Origin of the sequence: Streptomyces globisporus (assembly GCF_003501885.1) — a bacterium.
GTDB lineage: Bacteria > Actinomycetota > Actinomycetes > Streptomycetales > Streptomycetaceae > Streptomyces > Streptomyces globisporus_D.
In genome coordinates this window covers 17,379-37,910 of the sequence record NZ_QWFA01000006.1, presented here as the reverse complement: position 1 = coordinate 37,910, position 20,532 = coordinate 17,379, and the positions used below count along the sequence as shown (strand labels likewise).

Genomic DNA, 20,532 nt, shown 5'->3' with positions numbered 1-20,532 from the left:
CGGTTCACGCGGGCAGCCGGGCACCGACGGAGCATCGGGGGATGCAGATGACAAGCGCTCCGCACCTGCTGGCCGAGGACGGACCCGAGTACGAGCGGATCCTGGGCGACGCACTGCGTCACGCTCATGAACGCCCGGACCTGGAGGGCGTCGGGGACCGGCTCAACACCGAACAGCTGCGCACCATGGCGCTCGGCGCCACGGCGCTGATCACCGCGGCCGCGGCCACCGAGTACGAGCACTACGTCAAGGCCCGCGGCGAACTGCGCCGGGCGCAGAGCGCCGAAGGAGCCGAAGGAGCCGACGGGCTGCCGGGCCTGGACGGACCGCAGAGCACCTCGGCCGGATCGGGTGCCGGCATAGGCGCGGTCATCACGGTCCTGACCCCGCTGCTGGCCGGTACCGCGGCGCTCATCTTCCTGCTCGTCGGCTATCTGCTGAAGGCGGTCAGCCCGTCGCTGACCTTCGGCCGCTCCATGGTCACGGCCGGGTGGTTCTTCGCCTGCGTCGCCGCCGCGGCGATCCTGGTCGCCGCCGTCGGACTGCTCGTCACCGCCCTGCGCAACGGCGCGACGTCCCTGGCCGCCGAGGAGGAGGAACAGGAGCTTCCGGAGGAGGTCGCGCGGGCCAGGGAGGCGTGGCGCCACGCCCTGCTGGAGCGCGGCATCCTCCCGTTCTTCCGGGACGCCCTGGCCGACCCCACCGCGGGGCCCGCCGCGCGGACCCCGCACCGCTCGCCCAACCGCATCCCGAAGGTCGGGTACAGCAGGCCGGACTTCTCGGGCCCGGACGACGGCCCGGCGGCCGGACCCCGGCCGACCTTCACCAGCCCCGACTTCACCAGCCCGGACTTCGGCGGCCCGGAGCACCAGCCGGACTGAGCCCGACGCGCTGCCCCGGACACACCTAGGGCCGGGGCGGCAAGTGCCGCGCCCGGCCCGAGGGATGCTCCGGACGGACCGGAGCGGTGGATCAGATGGCCTGCGGAGACAGCTTCGGGTTGACGCCGTGCTCGTTCGTCTCCGGCTTGCCCTCGGAGGCGAGGAACACGATCAGGACGATGGCGCCGACCAGCGGCACGAGCGCGATCAGCAGCCACCAGCCGGAGCGGCCGGTGTCGTGCAGACGGCGGACGGCGACGGCGAGCGCGGGGATGATCACCGCGACGGAGTAGATGTAGGAGATGAACTCCGCGCCGATCGCGCTGCCGATGAGCGTGAGCACCAGGCTGATGACGAAGTTGATGAGCGTGAACATCCAGTACTCCTTGCGGCGCGCGCGTCCGCTGAAGCCTGCGTAGTTCTTGAGTACGGCCAGGTACCAGTTCATTGTGTTTCCCCTCCCCGGGCCCTGTTTCAGGGCCGCCAACTTTCAGCCAAGCAAGCCGGAAAGTAAGCCACAGATAAGGAACGGGTCAAGTCAGGTTGACCCTTTACCTGAACGTACATACAGCTGCCACACGACTGTGTCCATACTGTCGCTTAACAAGCCCAGGAATCATGTCAAATCCCAAGCAGAGCAACTAAGTTGCCCAGAGAGTCATAATTCACTCGGCGACGTGGAAGTGGCCGCGGCCGGCACCGCGTCGAAGGGGCTCGCCGAACAGAACCGCGGCTCCGTGAAGGCGCGGCACGCCGCTCAGGTGCAGATCGACCGCATCCGCGCCATCGGCCGCGGCGAACTGCCCCAGGCTGATCCGCACGACCGGCGCATGCCTGCGCGGCGCCCCGGGCTTCCGGCCCGGGGCGCNCGACGTGGAAGTGGCCGCGGCCGGCACCGCGTCGAAGGGGCTCGCCGAACAGAACCGCGGCTCCGTGAAGGCGCGGCACGCCGCTCAGGTGCAGATCGACCGCATCCGCGCCATCGGCCGCGGCGAACTGCCCCAGGCTGATCCGCACGACCGGCGCATGCCTGCGCGGCGCCCCGGGCCGGAAACCCGGGGCGCCGCGCAGATCCGGGCGCTTCACGCCCCGCGATCGGGTCAGTCCGCGATCGGCAGGTAGACCCGGTTGCCCGCGGCCGCGAACTCCTTCGACTTCGCGGCCATGCCCTCCTCGATCTCCTCCTGCGAACCACCGTGCTGACGGCGGATGTCCTGCGAGATCTTCATCGAGCAGAACTTCGGCCCGCACATCGAGCAGAAGTGCGCCGTCTTCGCCGGTTCGGCGGGCAGCGTCTCGTCGTGGAACTCCCGGGCCGTGTCCGGGTCGAGGGCCAGATTGAACTGGTCCTCCCAGCGGAACTCGAACCGCGCGTCCGAGAGCGCGTCGTCCCACTCCTGGGCGCCCGGGTGCCCCTTGGCCAGGTCCGCCGCGTGGGCGGCGATCTTGTAGGTGATCACGCCCGTCTTCACGTCGTCCCGGTTCGGCAGCCCCAGGTGCTCCTTGGGCGTGACGTAACAGAGCATCGCCGTGCCCCACCACGCGATCATCGCGGCGCCGATGCCCGACGTGATGTGGTCGTAGGCGGGAGCGACATCCGTGGTCAGCGGGCCGAGCGTGTAGAACGGCGCCTCCTCGCAGATCTCCTGCTGGAGGTCGATGTTCTCCTTGATCTTGTGCATGGGGACATGCCCGGGGCCCTCGATCATGGTCTGTACGCCGAACCGCTTGGCGATCGTGTTCAGCTCGCCCAGCGTGCGCAGCTCCGCGAACTGCGCCTCGTCGTTGGCGTCCGCGATCGAACCGGGACGCAGCCCGTCGCCCAGCGAGTACGTGACGTCGTACGTCGCGAGGATCTCGCAGAGCTCCTCGAAATGCTCGTAGAGGAACGACTCCTTGTGGTGCGCCAGGCACCAGGCCGCCATGATCGAGCCGCCGCGCGAGACGATCCCGGTCTTGCGACGGGCCGTCAGCGGGACGTACGGCAGGCGCACTCCGGCGTGCACCGTCATGTAGTCCACGCCCTGCTCGGCCTGCTCGATGACGGTGTCCTTGTAGATCTCCCAGGTCAGCTCCTCGGCCCGGCCGTCGACCTTCTCCAGGGCCTGGTAGAGCGGGACGGTGCCGATCGGCACGGGGGAGTTGCGCAGCACCCACTCGCGGGTGGTGTGGATGTTGCGGCCGGTGGACAGGTCCATGACCGTGTCGGCACCCCACTGGGTCGCCCAGGTCATCTTGTCCACCTCCTCCTCGATGGAGGAGGTGACGGCCGAGTTGCCGATGTTGGCGTTGACCTTCACCAGGAACCGCTTGCCGATGATCATCGGCTCGATCTCGGGGTGGTTGACGTTGGCCGGCAGCACCGCCCGGCCCGCCGCGATCTCCTCCCGTACGACCTCGGCCTCGACGTTCTCCCGGATCGCCACGTACTCCATCTCCGGGGTGATCTCCCCCCGCCGGGCGTACGCGAGCTGGGTGACGGGGCGCCCGTCGCGACTGCGGCGCGGCTGGCGCGGGCGGCCGGGGAAGACCGCGTCGAGGTTGCGCAGCCCGCCGCGCGGCGAGGTGTGCTTCACCCCGTCGTCCTCCGGGCGGGCCGGGCGCCCCGCGTACTCCTCGGTGTCGCCGCGGGCGATGATCCAGTTCTCCCGCAGAGGCGCGAGGCCCCGGCGGACATCGGTGTCGATGGCGGGATCGGTGTACGGCCCCGACGTGTCGTACAGCGTCACGTCCTTGCCGTTGGTGAGGTGCACCTGTCGGACCGGCACCCGGAGGTCCGGGCGCGAGCCCTGGACGTACCCCTTGTGCCAGCCGATGGACTTCCCGGCCTCGTCGCCCTCGTGCTCGGCGTTCTGTTTCGAGGCAGGCGTGCGTGCGTCCGATGTGGTCATGAGACCTACTCCCTACGCCGGCATTACCCGGTAACAGGTTCGGCGGTCGGCGCAGCGTGTCCCGTACGGATGTACGGCGATCCCAGCGCCCTCTCAGCCCGGTGCTCCGAGCTCCCGCGTGTGCAAAGGTGCCTCCACGCTAGCGTCCTTTCCGGCGAGCTGACCAGAGGGCCCTCCCGTTCTTGCGATGATCGCCCCGTGACCTCCCCTCAAAGCGACCCCGCACCCCAGCCGCCCCAGGGCCACACCCACGCCCACACGCACAGCCACGGGCCGGCCGCCCCCGTCTCCCGGCATCTGCGCAAGGTCATCGCCGCCGTGGTGATCCCGTTCGCCACGGCGGTCGTCGTCGGCCTGATCGCGTTCTGGCCCGGCGGCGTGCCCGACCACGAGCGCACCGGTGTCGGATTCGACCGGCAGACCCAGGACGGCAAGGTCGTCCAGGTCGTCAAGGTCGACTGCGCGGACGTCAACGCCGCGCAGGTGCCCCCGACCGGTGACACCTCCACGCCCTCCGGGCGGGAGGCCGTCAACGAGCAGGAAGGGGAATGCGCGAAGGCCACCATCGAGGTGACCAGCGGCGACGACAAGGGCCGCAGGTTCGTCGAGGTGGTCCAGCCGGACGCCCCACGCCAGTTGAAGGAGGGTCAGGGCGTGGTCGTCGCGTACGCCCCCGACGCGCCGCGCGACCTCCAGTACTCCGTGACCGATGTGAACCGGAAGGTCCCGATGGCGCTGCTGGCCGGGATCTTCGCCCTGGCGGTGGTCCTGGTCGGCCGGATGCGCGGCGTGATGGCGCTGGTGGCGCTGGCCGTGTCGTTCGCCGTGCTGACGCTGTTCATCCTGCCGGCGATCCTGCAGGGCTCGAATCCGCTGGTCGTGGCGGTGATCGGGGCCAGCGCGATCATGCTGGCGGCCCTCTATCTGTGCCACGGGGTGACGGCCCGTACGTCGGTCGCGGTCGTCGGCACGCTGATCTCGCTGCTGCTGATCGGGCTGCTGGGCTCCCTGTTCATCGGCTGGGCCAGCCTCAGCGGCAACACCGACGACAACACCGGCCTCATCCACGGCCTCTACCCGGACATCGACATGAGCGGTCTGCTGCTGGCCGGTGTCATCATCGGTTCGCTCGGCGTGCTCGACGATGTGACGGTCACCCAGACCTCCGCGGTCTGGGAACTGCACCAGGCTGACCCGGAGATGGGTTGGAAGGGGCTGTACCGGGCAGGGATCAGAATCGGCAGGGACCACATCGCCTCGGTGGTCAACACCCTGGTGCTGGCGTACGCGGGCGCGGCGCTGCCGCTGCTGCTGCTCTTCTCCATCGCCCAGAGCAGTGTGGGGACGGTGGCCAACAGCGAGCTGGTCGCCGAGGAGATCGTCCGCACGCTGGTCGGGTCGATCGGACTGGTCGCCTCGGTGCCGGTGACCACGGTGCTCGCCGCGCTGGTCGTCTCCGCGGACCGCGCGGGGTCGGGCGGCCCACAGGCGGCTACGGCCGCACCCGCGCGGACCGGCCGGGGCCGTCGCCGTAAGACGGGGTGACGGGCCGCCGGGACGCGGGGGCGAGCCGCGGGGACGAGCGGGCGGAAAGGCAGGGTGCGCCCGGTCAGCCGGCGTTCTGCTCCTCGGCGAGGATGCGGCCGAGCGCGTCCTCCAGGTTGCCGTCGAAGTCACCCAGCGTGTGCTCCTGGCCGAGCGGGACGAGCTTGTCCGTCCGGTCGAGAAACGCCACCAGCGGCGCCGTCCCCGCCCGGAACAGTGCGCGATCCGCGCCGACCTGAAGCCGGATGTGCACATCTCCGAGCCCCTCGGGCTCGGTCGGGCCGATGTGCACATCTCCGTCGCCGCTCGGGCTGTTGAGCCCGTCCAGCAGCAGTTCACGTCCGAACGCCCAGGTCACAGGGGCATCGCCGGGCAGGTGGAACGTCATCCGGACGGCGTACGGATCGCCGACCTCGTACCGGAGCTCCACCGGAATACGGAACGAGAGCTCCTCGGAGACGAGGAAGCTCATCATGACCTCTGCTTGAACCGACTCGCGCATCGTTCAACCCCGCAGTAGATGAAACTGGCCAGGAATGATCCCCCATGGCCCTATTGACGCCATCGTGGTGCACGCGATAGCAGATCACAAGGAGTGATTTTTCAGATACTGATAGAGAACACGAACGAACGCAAGAGGCTGGCGACTTCGCCACGTAGCTGTTCGACTGCGGGCAGCAACCGATCTTCCCGGTCCAGGGGTACGGAAATGGCCATCGCCGCAATGGTGGCACCGGCCGTGACCGGAATCGCGGCGCAGACGGTCCCCAGTGCGTACTCCTGGCGTTCGATGACCGGTTCACCTCGTCGGAGGGTGCGCAGCCGTTCCAGAAGTGTGGCGCGATCTCGCACTGAGTAACGGGTGAGGGGCCGAACGGGGTGCCGGTCAAGGTGATCCTCGCGGGCCCTCTCGTCGAGCTGGGCGAGCAGGCACTGGCCGATGGCGTGCGCGTGGCCGGTCTCCCGGAAAGAGGCCCACTCCTCCACCGCCGGGGTGTCGGGGGCGTCCGCCACCGCGATGAGGTCGATCTCGCCGTCGCAGTAGACGGCGCAGTACACCGGCGCCCCGATGACGTCCCGCCAGCGGTCGAGGGAGTCGGCGACGGAGATGGGGCGCGGGCGGCTCCTGGCCCCGGACGCCGCGGTCAGGTTCTCGGCGGCCGCGCCGAAGAGGAAGACACCGTTCTCACGGCGGAGATAGCCCTCATGGGTGAGGGTGCGCAGCAAGTGGTACGCGGTCGGAAGCGGAAGCCCCGCCTCCCGCGCCAGTTGCTTGGCAGGCGCCCCGTCCCGATGAGCGCCCACAGCCTCCAGCAGCCTCAATGCCCGCTGAACCGAACCGATCAACGTCGGAACAGCGGTGCTCGATGCCGTGGTCAAAGGTCACCCCCAGGCATGGTGACGGGCCGTCGGCCCTCCCGTGGGGGCCGCCCCCACGGGCCTGCCGCGATCCCGAGGGCCGGAGGGGACCGGAGATCCGGTGACCGTGAGCGGCGAGGACCGATCCGGGCGCCGGCGTTCGGAGGCCAACGACCGGACTGTCGTACCCAGGAGCGATCAGGTGATCGACAAGGTGACGGAAGGTCACATTCCGGATGGCGGCAGCGGTTTGCCACTGTATCGGCCGCCTGCGGCAGACGGGTGGTTTCCTCCTGGACTTAGCTCTGCTGGGCTAATCCCACCCGGGCCGGACGGGACAGGCCGGCCCCCGCGCCGGCCCGCGGTCCGGGGCACACCGGCCGTCCCGTGGGCTACCAGTCACCGCGCGAGGACGACGACGACATGAACTTGCGGACGACGAAGATCAGTCCGCCGACCAGCACGACGAAGATCAGCGCCTTGAAGAGCAGGCCGATCACGAAGCCGACCACGCTGGCGATCAGACCGCCGAACACGAAGATCGCAATGACGGGCACCGCGATCCACTTCACCCACCAGGGCATTCCCGCGAATATCTCCCGCACGGCCATCGCCTCTACCTCGTCTCTCTGAGTCCTTGCCTCGATGCTAAAGGCGCGAAGGCCCGCGGCGGGCGCGTGCAGCCCTTGAAGACCCCTGATCAAGCCCCTAGGGATCCCCGAGGGGAACACGCGCTCCCGGAGGGCCCGGGGCGGGCGGCTCAGCCCTCCGGCGGCGAGAAGACGACCATCACCCTGAGGTCCTCGGTGATGTGGTGGAACTTGTGGGCCACACCCGCGGGCACATAGACGACACTTCCCCTGCCGACCTGCGTCGTCTCCATCCCCACCGTGATCGACGCACGTCCGCTGACGACGAAGTACACCTCGTCCTGCTGGTGGGGCTGCTGCGGATCGACCTCTCCCGCGTCCAGGGCGTACAGACCGACCGACATGTTGCGCTCCCGCACGAACTGCAGATAGGCGCCGTCGTTGGCGGCCCGCTCCGCCTCCAGCTCGTCCAGTCTGAATGCCTTCATGTGCCCGTCCCGCCCCTTGTGCCCGTGCTGTCGGCTGTACCTGTGCTGTCGGTGTCCACCACCGATCAGGTCTGCCACGATCAGACACATGAAGAATTTCGTAGTCAAGACGATCGCCAACGCGGGTGCGCTGGCCGTGGCCATCTGGCTGATCGGCAACATCACGCTGGAAGGCGGCAGCACGGGCCGCAAGGCCCTCACCCTGATCCTGGTGGCGCTGATCTTCGGGCTGGTGAACTCTCTGGTGAAGCCGGTGGTCCAGCTCCTGACCTTCCCGTTGTTCATCCTGACGCTGGGGTTGATCACCCTGGTGGTCAACGCCCTGATGCTGTTGCTGACCTCATGGCTGGCCGGTGTGGTCGATCTCAGCTTCCACGTCGAGGGGTTCTGGACGGCGGTGCTCGGCGGACTGATCATCTCGGTCGTGTCCTGGGCGCTCAATGTCGTCCTGCCCGACGAGAACTGACCCGGGGATCCCGGGTTCCGGCACTCCCGGATCCCAGCATTCGGGATTCCGGTACGCGGCGGAAGGCTCCTCCCGACCTCTCTGGAAGAGTGCAGGGGACACCGGTCTCCACCGGGGAGAGCAGCGAAGGAGCAGGGCATGAGCACCATGGGCGACGGAACACGTGCGGTACGCGCCGGGCTTCCGGAACCGGAGCAGTTCGAACCCACACTGCCCGGCCCCGTCTTCGCCGCGCACTTCCACCTCTCCGGCGACCCGGTGGGCCCGTACACCTACGGCCGGGAGACCAACCCGACCTGGTCCCATCTGGAGCGGGCCATCGGTGAGCTGGAGGCTCCCGGCGAGGACGTGGGCACGACGGTGTTCGCCTCGGGCATGGCGGCCATCACCGCGGTGCTGCTCTCCCAGGTCCGCTCGGGCGACGCCGTGGTCCTGCCCGACGACGGCTACCAGGCGCTCCCCCTCGTACGGGAGCAGCTGGCGGCGTACGGGGTCGAGGTCCGGACCGCGCCGACCGGGGGCGACGCCCAGCTGGCCCTGCTGACCGGGGCGAAGCTTCTGTGGATCGAGAGTCCGTCCAACCCGGGCCTGGACGTCTGCGACATCCGGCGGCTGGTCGAGGCCGCACACACGGCGGGCGCCCTGGTCGCCGTCGACAACACCCTGGCCACCCCGATCGGCCAGCGTCCGTTGGAGCTGGGCGCCGACTTCTCCGTCGCCAGTGACACCAAGGGCATGACCGGCCACGGCGACATCCTGCTCGGCCATGTCACCTGCCGCGACCCCCGGCTGACGGCGGACGTACGGCGCTGGCGCAAGGTCGTCGGGGCGATCCCCGGACCGATGGAGGCGTGGCTCGCCCACCGCTCTCTGTCGACCCTCCAGCTGCGCATCGACCGGCAGTGCACCACCGCCCTCGCCCTCGCCGAGGTCCTGGCCGAGCGGACGGAGGTGACGGGCCTGCGGTATCCGGGGCTGACCACCGACCCGTCGTACGCCGTCGCCACACGCCAGATGCGGCGCTTCGGATCCGTCGTCTCCTTCGAACTGGCCGACCGGGACACCGCGGAACGGTTCCTGACCGCGCTGCGCCTGGTCGACGACGCGACGAGCTTCGGCGGCGTCCGATCCACCGCGGAGCGCCGCGGCCGCTGGGGCGGCGACGCCGTCGCGGAGGGCTTCATCCGCTTCTCGGTCGGCGCGGAAGACCCCGAGGACCTGCTCGCCGACGTGGAACAGGCGCTGGACGCCGCGGTCCGGTAGGGCCTGTCGTGGGCCGGGGGAGTTTCAGACGGCTCTCCACGGGCCACGCTCTTGCCATGACCGAACGCCCTGTGGTCAAGCGCACCGCACGCGCCGTCCTGCTCGACGGCGACGATCTCATCCTGATCAAGCGCACGAAGCCGGGAGTCGATCCGTACTGGCTCACTCCCGGCGGCGGGGTCGAGCCGGAGGACGCCACCGTCGTCGACGCGCTCCACCGCGAGGTCGACGAGGAGCTCGGCGCCAAGATCGTCGATGTGGTCCCGTGCTTCGTCGACACCGTGGAGCACATCGCGGACGGCGGCGTGACGGGGGTGAAGGTCCAGCACTTCTTCGTCTGCCGGCTGGCGTCGATGGACGTCTCCCTGCGGCACGGCCCGGAGATCGACGAGCCCACCGGGGAGTACGAGATCGTCCGGGTGCCGTTCAGCCGGGTCGGGATCGCGGCCGTGCACCTCGTCCCGCTGTCCCTGCGGCACTACCTGGACGGCAACATCGAAGGCGTACGCGCGATGCACGCCCCCGACCTGGGCTGACGTCCCCGCGACGGGGCCACGCCCCGGTACCGGCCGGGGTGTGTACTCCCCGGCCGGTACCCCTGGATACTCCCGCTGCGGGACGACCCGGGGCGGCCGGGCTCGGCATCGTGTTTCACGTGAAACCACTCAAGCGCCCCGTACGCCGAGGGCCCCTCGTCGCCCATGTCGCCGTCAGCGTCAGCTGGCTCGGCCTGACCGTCGGTCTGCTGGCGCTCGGCATCACCGCGTTCGCCACCGGAGATCCCGCCACCGTGGGGGCCGCCACCCGGGCCATGAAGATCTTCGGGGACTGGCTGGTGGTTCCGGTGGCGCTGCTCGCCCTGGTCAGCGGCCTGGTGCTGGCGCTGGGCACTCCATGGGTCCTGGCCCGGCATCGCTGGGTGTGGACGAAGTTCTGGCTGACCTGATCACGACGGGCCTGTCGGTCTTCTCCCTGCGCCCCGGGATCGACGCGGCGGCCGCCGACGGAGCCGTCGACATCAACCTCGTGATCGCGCCGTCGGTGGCCACCGCCACCTATCTCTTCATCACCGCGATCTCGATCCTCAAGGCCTGGGGGCTCACCCGGCGCGGCAGGCGGTTGCGGTTCTCGGCCAGTTCCGCGAAATCGGTGGACGCGCGATCACCCCGTCAGACAGCCTGACCCCATGCACAGCCCTTCACCCCGCTCCCTCGTCGACCTGCCGATCCGACGCCTGAACCGGGGAGACCTGGTCCCCTGCGCCGATCTCTGCGAGGACCGCGGCTGGCCGCGCGACGAACACCGGTGGGGGCTGCTCCTCTCGGCCGGTACCGGGTACGGGATCGACGCCCCGGACGGCAAGGGTCTGGCGGCAACCTGCCTGACCATGCCCTACGGATCCGACCTCACCGCCGTCGGCATGATGCTCGTCGCCGGACGCTACGCCCGTCAGGGGATCGCCCGTCGGCTCATGCGGCATGTGATGGAGATGGTGGCGGACACCCCGCTCGCCCTGTACGCCACGGAGCAGGGGCAGCCGCTCTACGAAGACCTCGGCTTCTCCCCCGTCGGCCGGGCCGAACGCGTCGGCGGCCGTTTCGAAGCGATCGGCTCGGGCGGCTCCCCTGCGGTCTCCGCCTCTGTCGCCCCCTCCTCGTCGGCGCTTCCGTCGTCGGCCTCGTCCGTGACCACCCGGCCCGCAGCGGCGGACGATCTGCAGGCAATGGTCCGGCTCGACCTCCCCGTGTTCGGCACCGACCGGACGCATCTCCTCGCCCGGCTGCCCGCCTTCTCCGACCGGCTCCAGGTCGCCGAGGAGCACGGCGAGCTGGTCGGCTACGCGGCGCTCTGGCCGAGCGGGCAGGCCGCGGTGGTGGGGCCGCTGATCGCACGGGACACGCCCACCGCGCAGGCCCTGGTCGCGGCCCTGGCCACCACGACGGACCGGCCGCTGCGCGCCGACGTCGACGCCCGGCACAAGGAGTTGCTCGGCTGGCTGACGGAGCACGGCCTGGAGCCCCTCTCCCGGACCACCGTGATGACGTACGGCATCCCGGATCTGCCCGGCGACGCCACCCGCAGGTTCGCTCCGCTCACCGTCGCGACGGGCTGACACGGAAACAGCCGCACCGCCTGGGGGGGCGGCGCGGCTGCATCACGTTGCGCCTGTTCGCAGGACGGCTGCGCCGCAGTGCGGCCGGTGCGCGGGCACGGGGGCCGGGCTCAGTGCCGGGCGGCCGCCACGGGGGCCGGTTCGGGGCTGCCCCCGGTGACAACGCGGCCCTTCCCGGTCTCCCGGCGCTCCAGGACGCTGGAGAGCACCGCCAGGACCAGCGCCGAGGCGGCGAGCGCGGCGCCGACCCAGTTGGGGGCCGTGTAGCCGAGGCCGGCCGCGATGACGAGACCGCCGATCCAGGCGGACAGCGCGTTGCCGAGGTTGAAGGCCCCGATGTTGACCGCGGAGGCCAGCGTCGGCGCACCCGCCGCCTGGTCGAGGACCCGCTTCTGCAGCGGCGGCACGGTCGCGAAGCCCAGAGCGCCGATCAGGACGATGGTGACGGCCGCGGCGACCTTGTTGTGGGCGGTCACGGTGAACAGGCCGAGGACCACGGCGAGCGCACCGAGCGACACGTACAGCAGGGGCATCAGACGGCGGTCGGCGAACTTCCCGCCGATCAGGTTGCCGCCCACCATGCCGAGGCCGAAGAGGACCAGCAGCCAGGTGACGGACGAGTCCGAGTAACCGGCGACCTCGGTCATCATCGGGGTGATGTAGGTGATCGCGGCGAAGACTCCGCCGAAGCCCAGGACGGTCATGGCCATCGCCAGCAGGACCTGGACGTTGCGGAACGCGGCCAGCTCGTGGCGGATGCGTACGCCTTCCGCCTTGGGCTGCTCCGGGACGAGCTTCGCGACGCCGAGCAGTCCCACGACCCCCAGGGCGGCGACGACGAGGAACGTGGTCCGCCAGCCCGCGGTCTGTCCGATGAACGTGCCGAGGGGAACGCCGACGACGTTGGCGACGGTGAGTCCGGTGAACATCATGGCGATGGCCCCGGCCTTCTTCTGCGGGGCGACCAGATCGGCCGCGACCACCGAGCCGATGCCGAAGAAGGCACCGTGGGCGAGGGAGGCGATCACGCGTCCGGCGAGCATGACGCCGAAGAACGGAGCGAGCGCGGACACCACGTTGCCCACGACGAACAGCCCCATGAGGAGCATCAGCATGCGCTTACGGGTGACACGGGTGCCCAGCAGCGTCATCAGTGGGGCTCCGAGGACCACACCGAGCGCGTAGCCGGTCACCAGGAAGCCCGCGGTCGGGATCGAGACCTGGAAATCACCGGCGACCTCGGGGAGCAACCCCATGATCACAAACTCGGTCGTTCCGATCCCGAATGCCCCGATGGCGAGAGCGAGGAGCGCTAGCGGCATGGGTTTGACCTTCCCTGAAGATTGCGTATGCGCCTTGCAGGCGTCCACAATAATTGCAGACGCTGGTTAATTGCAAACGCGGGATATTGCGGATGTCCCCTATCCTGGAGTCACACCGCTCCCGCACGGAGGAGAGAGACATGACGGCGACCGACCCCGCCCTGACCGCCATCGCCCAGAGCTGGTGCACGCTCTCGCTGCTCCACGGGAAGATCGAGGCCCGTATCGAGCGGGCCCTCCAGGCCGGCCACGGGCTCAGCGCACGCGAGTACTCCCTGCTCGACGTGTTGAGTCGGCAGCACAACGGGGTCGGCGGGCATCTGCAGATGAAGCAGGTCGCCGACGCCGTCGTCCTCAGCCAGAGCGCCACCACCCGGCTCGTCACCCGGCTCGAGGACCGTGGGCTGCTGACCCGGTATCTGTGCGACACCGACCGTCGGGGCATCTACACCGACGTCACCGAGGCCGGACTCGCCCTGCTGGAGACCGCCCGGCCGACGAACGACAGCGCGCTGCGGGCGGCCCTGGACGAGGCGGCCGAGAACCCGGAGCTCGCCCCTCTGGTCAGGGCGGTCGAAGAGCTGAAGGCCCCGGCCTGACCGACCCCGGCGCCCTGGTGGTGCCCGCCCTAAGATGCCGATCATGAGCGATCTCGAAATACGCCCCGCGACCCCGGACGACCTGCCCGCGGTGGTCGCGATGCTCGCCGACGACCCTCTGGGCGCGCAGCGCGAGTCACCGGACGACCTCACCCCGTACCAGGAAGCGCTCCAGCGGCTGGCAGACGACCCGAACCAGCACGTGGTCGTCGCTGTCCGCCAGGACCGAGTCGTCGGCACCCTGCAGCTGACCATCGTCCCGGGGCTGTCCCGCCGGGGCTCGACACGCTCGATCATCGAGGGCGTCCGCATCCACGGCGATGAGCGCGGCAGCGGCCTCGGCACCCAGCTCATCCAGTGGGCGGTGGACGAATCCCGCCGCCAGAACTGCCAGTTGGTGCAGCTGACCTCGGATGTCACCCGCGAGGACGCGCACCGCTTCTACGAGCGGCTCGGCTTCACGGCAAGCCATGTGGGCTTCAAGCTGGCACTCTGACGGAAGAAGAGCGGGTGGGTGTTTCACGTGAAACACCCACCCGCTCTCTGCGCCCCGAGGCCCGGAGCTCAGCCGCCGAGCCCTCGCCAGCCCTCCGTGTCCACGCCGCCGGGCACGGCCGCCCCCGCCTCGTACGGCTCACGTGTGAAGACGAACGAGCCGACGTCGAGGTGGTCCACCGAGCCGTCCTCCTTCCGTACGACGCGCAGGGTCTCCCCCGCGTAGTAGTCGCTCTGGCCGGTCCAGGTGCCGTCCGGCCGGTACGTGAAGGCCGCGCCGCGCCCCTTGCCGCCGAGCGGCGTGAGCTGGAGGCCCCGGTCCCCTGTGAGGCTCAGCGTGAACGTGCTGGTGCCCCAGTGCCAGACGCCGGTCAGCGCGAGCAGTTCGTCGTCCACCTCGGGCAGCGGACGCCAGGGCTCCGGGATCCGCGGCTCGGCCTCGACGACGATGCCCAGGAGTTCGGCGGCCACCGTCGCGGCGGGCAGCCCTGAGGTGACATTGGCGAGGGCGACCGCCGCCACGTCCTCCTCCTCGCACGCCCAGAGGCCGGCGACGAATCCGGGAAGCGATCCCGAGTGCCCGAAGAGCACGCGCCCCTCGCCCCCGACGATCTGGAGCCCGAGCCCGTAACCACTGCCGCCCGTCTCGACCGGAGCGGCGGGCGTCCGCATCTCCCGTACGGAGGAGGCCGAGAGGACCCGGTCGTCGCCCTCGGTCAGGAAAGCGGCGAACCGCAGCAGATCCTCCGCGGTGGACCAGAGCTGACCGGCGGGCGCCATGATCCCGAGGTCCTCGGCGGGCTCGCTCAGCATGACATCGGCCCAGGGGTGGACGGCCCAGCCGCCCGCGTGCGGTGCCACAGGGGCGCTCGTCGTCCGGTGCATGCCCAGCGGCTCCAGGATCTCGCGGCGCAGCGCCTCCTCCCAGGAGACACCGCGAACCGCTTCCACCAGGGAACCGAGCAGGGTGTAACCGGGGTTGGAGTAGTGATGCCGATGCCCCGCCGCATGCATCTGCGGCCGGTCGCCCAGGACATCGGCGATCTCCGGCCGCAGGCTCCCGGGCGTGCGCTCCCACCAGGGGGCCGGCGTCTCGGCCCCCAGCCCCGCGCTGTGGCACAGCAGCTGAAAGACGGTCGCCCCGCCCACGCCCGTACCGGGAAGGTGCTTCTCCAGCGGGTCGTCCAGGTCGATCAGGCCCTCGTCCCGCAGCCGCAGCACCAGAACGGCCGTGAACGTCTTGGTGATCGAGCCGATCCGGTACTGCGTATCGGCGTCGGCAGCATGCCCGTCGACACACGTACGCGCCCCGCTCCAGGCCGTACGCCCCTGCCGCCCCACCGCGGCCACGAGGGACGGCGCACGTCCGTCCCGCTGCGCGACGGCAATGCGGTGCAGCAGGGCGCGCCGGGTACTGGGGAGCAGGTCTTCACCGAGAGAAGTCATGGTCCAACCCTTATCCGACCGGCCGCTCCTTGACGAACCCATTTTCTGGAACGCCCCCGCATGGTCACAGCGAGTGGAGGAATCCCCTGACGGCAGCGGCGAATTCCACCGGGACGGTGTCGTGCACGGTGTGCCCGGCCGGGAGCTCGACCAGGCTCGTACGAGCACGACGTCCGGCCATCCTTCGCGCATGCTCGGCGTGCAGAACCGTGCTGCGGCTACCACGGACGAGCAGGGCCGGGCAGTCCGCACCCAGCCAGTCGTCCCAGTGGTCTCCGTTGAGGAGCTGCTGCGAGAGGTTCATGTCCTGCGGGTGGAAGGCCAGGCCCCAGCCGTCCGGATGTTCGCGCACGGCGTCCATGAGGTAGGCGGCCGACGCGCCGAGCCCGTCCAGGAGCCCGGATCGTGTCGGGGCGCGGTGCGGCCAGGACAGGGCGAAGGACAGATCGTCGTCGACCTCGGCTCCGATGTCCTCGACGATCAGCGCCTCCACCAGCCCGGGTCGCCGGGCAGCGAGTTGGTAGGCGTTGACACCGCCGAGGGAGTGCCCGAGCACGACCGCGCCGCCGATCCCCAGATGTTCCAGCACGGCGGCGGCGTCCTCGACGTAACCGGACCTGGAGTAGTCGGCGGAACGGTCGGAACGACCGTGGCCCCGCTGATCGAGGGCGACCACCCGCCAGGAGTCGCCCAGTTCACCGGCGAGGCGCGTGAACGTACGCCCCTCCCCGAAGTGCCCGTGCAGGGCCAGCAGAGGACGCCCCGGGCCGCCGAAGTCGAGGAAGGAGAGCCGCCGCCCGGCCACACGCAGGGCGCCACGCTCCGGATCGGGTGGTGTCGTCGGGTTCACGACCGCCAGTATGGGTGTGTACGAGGTGGCGTCCGGCCAACTTACCGAACACGCACACTCGTTGAATACCACCCGGCGCTCCGGCGAACACCGGAGCGCGACGAACTCCCGAAGAGGAAGATCCGTCATTCCCACCAAGACCGTGCAGATCCCCGCCACGGACGGCCTGGCGGACGCCTTCGCCGCCTACCCCGACCACGGCGAGCGGCATTCCGGAGTGCTGATGTACCCGGACGCCTTCGGCATCCGGCCCGTCATCCGGGACCTGGCCGGCGAACTGGCCGGGCACGGGTACTACGTGCTCGTCCCCAACTTCTTCTACCGGGAAAGGCCCACGCCGGTCATCGACCTTCCCGAACACATCGGAGAAGCAGAGCGGTCCGCGCTCGTCTCCCGGCTGATGCCCCTGATCAAGGACCTCACCCCGGAGCGCTTCCTGAGCGACGCCGACGCCTACCTCGGCTTTCTCACGGCCCAGCCCGAGGTCGGCGCGGGACCGGTCGCGGTGACCGGCTACTGCATCGGCGGCCTCCTGGCGACCCGCACCGCCGCGGCCCGCCCCGGCCAGGTGGCCGCCCTCGCCGCGTTCCACGCCCCCGTCGCCGCCGACGGCACCGAGAGCCTGCTCCGTCTCAACGCCGACGTCCACTTCGGCCATGCCGCGACGGACATCACCCCCGAGGCACTCGGCGAGCTGAACCAATCCCTGGAAGCCGCGGGTGTCGCCTACACCTCGGAGATCTACCCCGGCACCGTCCACGGCTTCACCATGCCCGACACCGACGCCTTCGACCCGGCCGGCCTTCGGCTCCACTGGGACCGCCTGCTCCCGCTCCTCACGAGCGCCCTGGCGAAGGGCTGAGCCCGTCAGGTCTGCGCCATGTCCACGAAGCGGGAGTAGTGGCCCTGGAAAGCCACGGTGATGGTGGCCGTCGGGCCGTTACGGTGCTTGCCGACGATGATGTCGGCCTCGCCCGCGCGCGGTGACTCCTTCTCGTACGCGTCCTCGCGGTGGAGCAGGATGACCATGTCGGCGTCCTGCTCGATGGAGCCGGACTCACGCAGGTCGGACACCATCGGCTTCTTGTCCGTACGCTGCTCGGGGCCACGGTTCAGCTGCGAGAGCGCGATCACCGGGACCTCCAGCTCCTTGGCCAGCAGCTTCAGGTTTCGGGACATGTCCGAAACCTCCTGCTGACGGCTCTCGGACCGCTTCGACCCGCCGGCCTGCATCAGCTGCAGATAGTCGATGATCACGAGCTTGATGTCGTTGCGCTGCTTCAGCCGACGGCACTTCGCGCGGATTTCCATCATCGACAGGTTGGGGGAGTCGTCGATGTAGAGCGGAGCGGCCGAGACCTCGGGCATCCGGCGCGCGAGCCGCGTCCAGTCCTCGTCCGTCATCGTGCCGGACCGCATGTGGTGCAGGGCCACCCGCGCCTCGGCCGACAGCAGACGCATCGCGATCTCGTTGCGCCCCATTTCGAGGGAGAAGATGACGCTGGGCAGGTTGTTCTTGATCGACGCGGCGCGCGCGAAGTCCAGCGCGAGCGTGGACTTGCCCATCGCGGGGCGGGCCGCGATGACGATCATCTGGCCGGGGTGCATGCCGTTCGTCAGGGCATCGAGGTCCGTGAAGCCCGTCGGCACACCGGTCATCTCGCCGCTGCGCGAGCCGATGGCCTCGATCTCGTCGAGCGCGCCCTCCATGATGTCGCCGAGGGGGAGGTAGTCCTCGCTGGTGCGCTGCTCGGTGACCGCGTAGATCTCGGCCTGCGCGGAGTTGACGATCTCGTCGACGTCCCCGTCCGCCGCGTATCCCATCTGCGTGATCTTCGTGCCCGCCTCGACCAACCGCCGCAGCACCGCCCGCTCGTGGACGATCTCGGCGTAGTACGAGGCGTTGGCCGCCGTGGGCACGGACTGCACCAGGGTGTGCAGATACGGCGCTCCGCCGACCTTGGTGATCTCTCCGCGCTTCACCAGCTCGGCGGCGACCGTGATCGGGTCGGCCGGCTCGCCCTTGGCGTAGAGGTCCAGGATCGCCGTGAAGACGGTCTCGTGGGCGGGGCGGTAGAAGTCGTGGCCCTTGATGACCTCGACGACCTCGGCGATCGCGTCCTTGGACAGCAGCATGCCGCCGAGGACGGACTGCTCGGCGTCGACATCCTGGGGTGGGACCCGCTCGAAGCTGGGCGCGCCGCTGTCCCAGGCCTCGTCCGAGCCGCGGTCATGGCGGTCCTCGCGCCCCTTGCGCTCCCCGCGACGCTGACGGGAGACAGGCAGACGGTCCCCGGGACCGGTCTCGGTCCAGGGGTCGTCCAAAGGCTCGGGAATGCTCACCGGGCCGCCTCCTCCCGTCCGCATCGCGGACCTAGCCGTGCCACTCTTTCTTACGGCACGGCACCGACAAACAGGTCGCCCGACTCCACTTCCGGCGCGTCTGGTTCGGTGGATTCCGGTGCCGGAACGGAGTGCGGGCGCCGCACCACGGTAGGCCCCTCGGCACCGTCAGCCAATCTGGTTATCCACAGGGCATGTGGACGACGGACCAGATGCTGTGGAGAACCCTGCCGAACCTGTGCACGGAGCGGGGGACAGCACTGTGGACAAACTCATAGCGCTCCCACTGCAACCGCTCTGACCTGCACGTTCTCCGTCCACTGACTGTGGGGGAGAAAAACTCTCGCCCTCATTTCAAGATCACCGCGAACGGCGCGGGAAGGTTGGCCCCAGCGGGGCGCAAGTAAGGACCACTACTCAATTGCATCTCTTACCTGTGGAAGATTAGATTGACCCCATGACCCAGGCCCCCGCGACCCCGAAGAACGGCCGCCGACGACACGACCGGGAGATCATCGCCCTCGCCGTCCCGGCGTTCGGCGCACTCGTCGCCGAGCCCCTGTTCGTGATGGTCGACAGCGCCGTCGTCGGCCACCTCGGCACCCCGCAGCTGGCCGGCCTCGGCATCGCGGCAGCCCTCCTGATGACGGCCGTGAGCATCTTCGTCTTCCTCGCCTACGCGACCACGGCGGCCGTCGCCCGCCGCGTGGGGGCGGGCGATCTGCCCGCCGCCATCCGCCAGGGCATGGACGGCATCTGGCTCGCCCTTCTCCTCGGAGCCGCCACCGTCGCCCTCGCGATCCCGACGGCTCCCTGGCTCGTCGACGTCTTCGGCGCCTCCGACACCGCGGCCCCGTACGCCATCACGTATCTGAGGATCTCCATCCTCGGCATCCCCGCCATGCTCGTCGTGCTCGCCGCCACGGGCGTACTGCGCGGGCTCCAGGACACCCGCACCCCTCTGTACGTCGCCATCGGCGGTTTCACGGCGAACGCCGTCCTCAATGTGACCCTCGTCTACGGCGCCGGGCTCGGCATCGCCGGATCCGCGTGGGGAACGGTGATCGCCCAGGTGGCTATGGCCGCCGTCTATCTCATCGTGGTGATCCGCGGCGCACGCAAGCACGGTGCGTCCCTGCGCCCCGACGCGGCCGGGATCAGGGCCAGCGCGCGGGCCGGCGTACCCCTGCTGATCCGGACGCTGTCCCTGCGCGCCGTCCTGATGATCGCCACCGCCGTCGCCGCCCGGCTCGGGGACGTCGACATCGCCGCCCACCAGATCATCCTCTCCCTCTGGAGCCTGACCGCCTTCGCGCTCGATGCCATCGCCATCGCAGGTCAGGCGATCATCGGCCGGTATCTCGGGGCGGACGACGAGAAGGGCGCGCGCGAGGCCTGCCGCCGCATGGTCGAGTGGGGTATCGGCTGCGGCATCGTGCTCGGGGTCCTCATCGTGCTCGCCCGGCCGCTGTTCATCCCGCTCTTCACGAGCGACCCCTCGGTGAAGGACGCCCTGCTCCCCGCGCTCCTGGTCGTGGCGGTTTCGCAGCCGATCGCCGGCGTGGTCTTCGTGCTGGACGGTGTCCTGATGGGGGCAGGTGACGGACGCTACCTCGCCTGGGCGATGCTGGTGACGCTCGCCGTCTTCGCTCCCGTCGCGCTCCTGGTGCCCTCACTCGGCGGCGGGCTCACCGCGCTCTGGTGGGCGATGACCCTGATGATGACCGTCCGCCTGATCACGCTGTGGCTGCGGACCCGGTCGGGCCGGTGGATCGTGACCGGGGCCACGCGCTGATCAGCTCGATGCACCGCCGGTTCCGAGGGGTCTGTTTCACGTGAAACAGACCCCTCGTTTCACGTGAAACAGACCCCTCGTTTCAC

At 69.9% G+C, this 20,532-nt stretch carries 22 protein-coding genes and 1 pseudogene; 12 read left to right on the top strand and 11 right to left on the bottom strand.

All coding sequences use genetic code 11. The features are described from left to right. Positions 1-41: 41 nt before the first annotated feature. Positions 42-881, top strand: coding sequence for a hypothetical protein (locus D3105_RS02230; RefSeq protein WP_118899443.1), 840 nt, complete (start codon positions 42-44; stop codon positions 879-881). Between the two features lie 91 nt (positions 882-972). Here D3105_RS02230 and D3105_RS02225 read toward each other — a convergent pair whose 3' ends face one another. Further along, positions 973-1,329: a DUF805 domain-containing protein gene (locus D3105_RS02225; RefSeq protein ID WP_118899441.1), complete on the bottom strand. Its 357-nt coding sequence runs from the start codon at positions 1,327-1,329 to the stop codon at positions 973-975. A gap of 217 nt (positions 1,330-1,546) precedes the next feature. After that, positions 1,547-1,702 carry a hypothetical protein gene (locus tag D3105_RS34425; protein ID WP_165890953.1) on the bottom strand — a complete coding sequence of 52 codons (156 nt, stop codon included), beginning with the start codon at positions 1,700-1,702 and terminating at the stop codon, positions 1,547-1,549. Positions 1,703-1,754: 52 nt separating this feature from the next. Between D3105_RS34425 and D3105_RS02220 the strand changes: the two genes are divergently transcribed. Next, the gene (locus D3105_RS02220) at positions 1,755-2,003 is read left to right on the top strand and encodes a hypothetical protein (protein WP_123947558.1); all 249 of its coding nucleotides are present in this window, start codon (positions 1,755-1,757) and stop codon (positions 2,001-2,003) included. Here D3105_RS02220 and thiC read toward each other — a convergent pair. Next, a complete protein-coding gene (thiC, locus tag D3105_RS02215) occupies positions 1,982-3,772 on the bottom strand; it encodes a phosphomethylpyrimidine synthase ThiC (RefSeq protein WP_118899436.1) in 1,791 nt (596 codons plus the stop codon). The genes D3105_RS02220 and thiC overlap by 22 nt on opposite strands. Before the next feature lie 198 nt (positions 3,773-3,970). Between thiC and D3105_RS02210 the strand changes: the two genes are divergently transcribed. Then, positions 3,971-5,317 carry a YibE/F family protein gene (locus tag D3105_RS02210; protein ID WP_118899434.1) on the top strand — a complete coding sequence of 449 codons (1,347 nt, stop codon included), beginning with the start codon at positions 3,971-3,973 and terminating at the stop codon, positions 5,315-5,317. 64 nt (positions 5,318-5,381) lie between these two features. Here D3105_RS02210 and D3105_RS02205 read toward each other — a convergent pair whose 3' ends face one another. The 4 genes from D3105_RS02205 to D3105_RS02190 form a co-directional block, all read right to left on the bottom strand. Continuing rightward, a complete protein-coding gene (locus D3105_RS02205; RefSeq protein ID WP_029182272.1) occupies positions 5,382-5,819 on the bottom strand; it encodes an SsgA family sporulation/cell division regulator in 438 nt (145 codons plus the stop codon). 101 nt (positions 5,820-5,920) lie between these two features. After that, positions 5,921-6,697, bottom strand: coding sequence for an IclR family transcriptional regulator (locus D3105_RS02200; RefSeq protein WP_276311770.1), 777 nt, complete (start codon positions 6,695-6,697; stop codon positions 5,921-5,923). Positions 6,698-7,068: 371 nt separating this feature from the next. Continuing rightward, complete coding sequence (locus D3105_RS02195) at positions 7,069-7,281, bottom strand: DUF5326 family protein (RefSeq protein ID WP_029182270.1); 213 nt, start codon at positions 7,279-7,281, stop codon at positions 7,069-7,071. Positions 7,282-7,436: 155 nt separating this feature from the next. Beyond that, positions 7,437-7,754 carry a cupin domain-containing protein gene (locus tag D3105_RS02190; protein WP_118899429.1) on the bottom strand — a complete coding sequence of 106 codons (318 nt, stop codon included), beginning with the start codon at positions 7,752-7,754 and terminating at the stop codon, positions 7,437-7,439. 88 nt (positions 7,755-7,842) lie between these two features. On the opposite strand from D3105_RS02190, the gene D3105_RS02185 reads away from it, so the two are divergent. The 5 genes and pseudogenes from D3105_RS02185 to D3105_RS02165 all read left to right on the top strand — a co-directional run bounded on the left by D3105_RS02185 (position 7,843) and on the right by D3105_RS02165 (position 11,596). Next, on the top strand, positions 7,843-8,220 hold the full coding sequence (locus D3105_RS02185; protein ID WP_030707384.1) for a phage holin family protein: 378 nt from the start codon (positions 7,843-7,845) through the stop codon (positions 8,218-8,220). Positions 8,221-8,358: 138 nt separating this feature from the next. Then, complete coding sequence (locus D3105_RS02180; RefSeq protein ID WP_118899427.1) at positions 8,359-9,483, top strand: cystathionine gamma-lyase; 1,125 nt, start codon at positions 8,359-8,361, stop codon at positions 9,481-9,483. Positions 9,484-9,539: 56 nt separating this feature from the next. Then, positions 9,540-10,019 carry an NUDIX domain-containing protein gene (locus D3105_RS02175; RefSeq protein WP_010060465.1) on the top strand — a complete coding sequence of 160 codons (480 nt, stop codon included), beginning with the start codon at positions 9,540-9,542 and terminating at the stop codon, positions 10,017-10,019. A gap of 119 nt (positions 10,020-10,138) precedes the next feature. Next, a pseudogene (locus D3105_RS02170) lies at positions 10,139-10,665 on the top strand (DUF2269 domain-containing protein). A gap of 4 nt (positions 10,666-10,669) precedes the next feature. Then, positions 10,670-11,596: a GNAT family N-acetyltransferase gene (locus D3105_RS02165; protein WP_118899424.1), complete on the top strand. Its 927-nt coding sequence runs from the start codon at positions 10,670-10,672 to the stop codon at positions 11,594-11,596. Between the two features lie 110 nt (positions 11,597-11,706). On the opposite strand, the gene D3105_RS02160 is transcribed toward D3105_RS02165, so the two are convergent. After that, positions 11,707-12,918: an MFS transporter gene (locus D3105_RS02160; protein WP_118899422.1), complete on the bottom strand. Its 1,212-nt coding sequence runs from the start codon at positions 12,916-12,918 to the stop codon at positions 11,707-11,709. Positions 12,919-13,058: 140 nt separating this feature from the next. On the opposite strand from D3105_RS02160, the gene D3105_RS02155 reads away from it, so the two are divergent. Together D3105_RS02155 and D3105_RS02150 are read left to right on the top strand one after the other, a co-directional pair. Continuing rightward, positions 13,059-13,517, top strand: a complete 459-nt coding sequence (locus D3105_RS02155; RefSeq protein WP_118899420.1) for a MarR family winged helix-turn-helix transcriptional regulator — start codon at positions 13,059-13,061, stop codon at positions 13,515-13,517. Positions 13,518-13,560: 43 nt separating this feature from the next. Next, entirely contained in the window at positions 13,561-14,013 is a 453-nt protein-coding gene (locus D3105_RS02150) for a GNAT family N-acetyltransferase (protein WP_118899543.1), read from the top strand. 68 nt (positions 14,014-14,081) lie between these two features. Here the strand turns inward: D3105_RS02150 and D3105_RS02145 are convergent, their stop codons facing one another. Next, positions 14,082-15,458: a serine hydrolase domain-containing protein gene (locus D3105_RS02145; protein WP_118899418.1), complete on the bottom strand. Its 1,377-nt coding sequence runs from the start codon at positions 15,456-15,458 to the stop codon at positions 14,082-14,084. 64 nt (positions 15,459-15,522) lie between these two features. Further along, the gene (locus tag D3105_RS02140; RefSeq protein WP_240646770.1) at positions 15,523-16,308 is read right to left on the bottom strand and encodes an alpha/beta fold hydrolase; all 786 of its coding nucleotides are present in this window, start codon (positions 16,306-16,308) and stop codon (positions 15,523-15,525) included. Positions 16,309-16,450: 142 nt separating this feature from the next. Here D3105_RS02140 and D3105_RS02135 point away from each other — a divergent pair, with 142 nt between their 5' ends. Beyond that, positions 16,451-17,170, top strand: coding sequence for a dienelactone hydrolase family protein (locus tag D3105_RS02135; RefSeq protein WP_425315721.1), 720 nt, complete (start codon positions 16,451-16,453; stop codon positions 17,168-17,170). 5 nt (positions 17,171-17,175) lie between these two features. Here D3105_RS02135 and dnaB read toward each other — a convergent pair whose 3' ends face one another. Further along, positions 17,176-18,633 carry a replicative DNA helicase gene (gene dnaB / locus D3105_RS02130; RefSeq protein WP_206272627.1) on the bottom strand — a complete coding sequence of 486 codons (1,458 nt, stop codon included), beginning with the start codon at positions 18,631-18,633 and terminating at the stop codon, positions 17,176-17,178. Between the two features lie 475 nt (positions 18,634-19,108). Here dnaB and D3105_RS02125 point away from each other — a divergent pair, with 475 nt between their 5' ends. Beyond that, positions 19,109-20,446: an MATE family efflux transporter gene (locus D3105_RS02125; protein ID WP_118899411.1), complete on the top strand. Its 1,338-nt coding sequence runs from the start codon at positions 19,109-19,111 to the stop codon at positions 20,444-20,446. The last annotated feature ends 86 nt before the right edge of the window (positions 20,447-20,532 follow it).

Excerpts from the sequence above, each read along its gene's own strand:
- D3105_RS02185 (WP_030707384.1), top strand. The coding sequence starts at position 7,843 with ATGAAGAATTTCGTAGTCAAGACGATCGCCAACGCGGGTGCGCTGGCC.
- D3105_RS02155 (WP_118899420.1), top strand. The coding sequence starts at position 13,059 with ATGACGGCGACCGACCCCGCCCTGACCGCCATCGCCCAGAGCTGGTGC.
- D3105_RS02175 (WP_010060465.1), top strand. The coding sequence starts at position 9,540 with ATGACCGAACGCCCTGTGGTCAAGCGCACCGCACGCGCCGTCCTGCTC.
- thiC (WP_118899436.1), bottom strand. The coding sequence starts at position 3,772 with ATGACCACATCGGACGCACGCACGCCTGCCTCGAAACAGAACGCCGAG.
- D3105_RS02180 (WP_118899427.1), top strand. The coding sequence starts at position 8,359 with ATGAGCACCATGGGCGACGGAACACGTGCGGTACGCGCCGGGCTTCCG.
- D3105_RS02125 (WP_118899411.1), top strand. The coding sequence starts at position 19,109 with ATGACCCAGGCCCCCGCGACCCCGAAGAACGGCCGCCGACGACACGAC.
- D3105_RS02190 (WP_118899429.1), bottom strand. The coding sequence starts at position 7,754 with ATGAAGGCATTCAGACTGGACGAGCTGGAGGCGGAGCGGGCCGCCAAC.
- D3105_RS02145 (WP_118899418.1), bottom strand. The coding sequence starts at position 15,458 with ATGACTTCTCTCGGTGAAGACCTGCTCCCCAGTACCCGGCGCGCCCTG.
- D3105_RS02160 (WP_118899422.1), bottom strand. The coding sequence starts at position 12,918 with ATGCCGCTAGCGCTCCTCGCTCTCGCCATCGGGGCATTCGGGATCGGA.
- D3105_RS02165 (WP_118899424.1), top strand. The coding sequence starts at position 10,670 with ATGCACAGCCCTTCACCCCGCTCCCTCGTCGACCTGCCGATCCGACGC.
- D3105_RS02230 (WP_118899443.1), top strand. The coding sequence starts at position 42 with ATGCAGATGACAAGCGCTCCGCACCTGCTGGCCGAGGACGGACCCGAG.
- D3105_RS02205 (WP_029182272.1), bottom strand. The coding sequence starts at position 5,819 with ATGCGCGAGTCGGTTCAAGCAGAGGTCATGATGAGCTTCCTCGTCTCC.
- D3105_RS02150 (WP_118899543.1), top strand. The coding sequence starts at position 13,561 with ATGAGCGATCTCGAAATACGCCCCGCGACCCCGGACGACCTGCCCGCG.
- D3105_RS02225 (WP_118899441.1), bottom strand. The coding sequence starts at position 1,329 with ATGAACTGGTACCTGGCCGTACTCAAGAACTACGCAGGCTTCAGCGGA.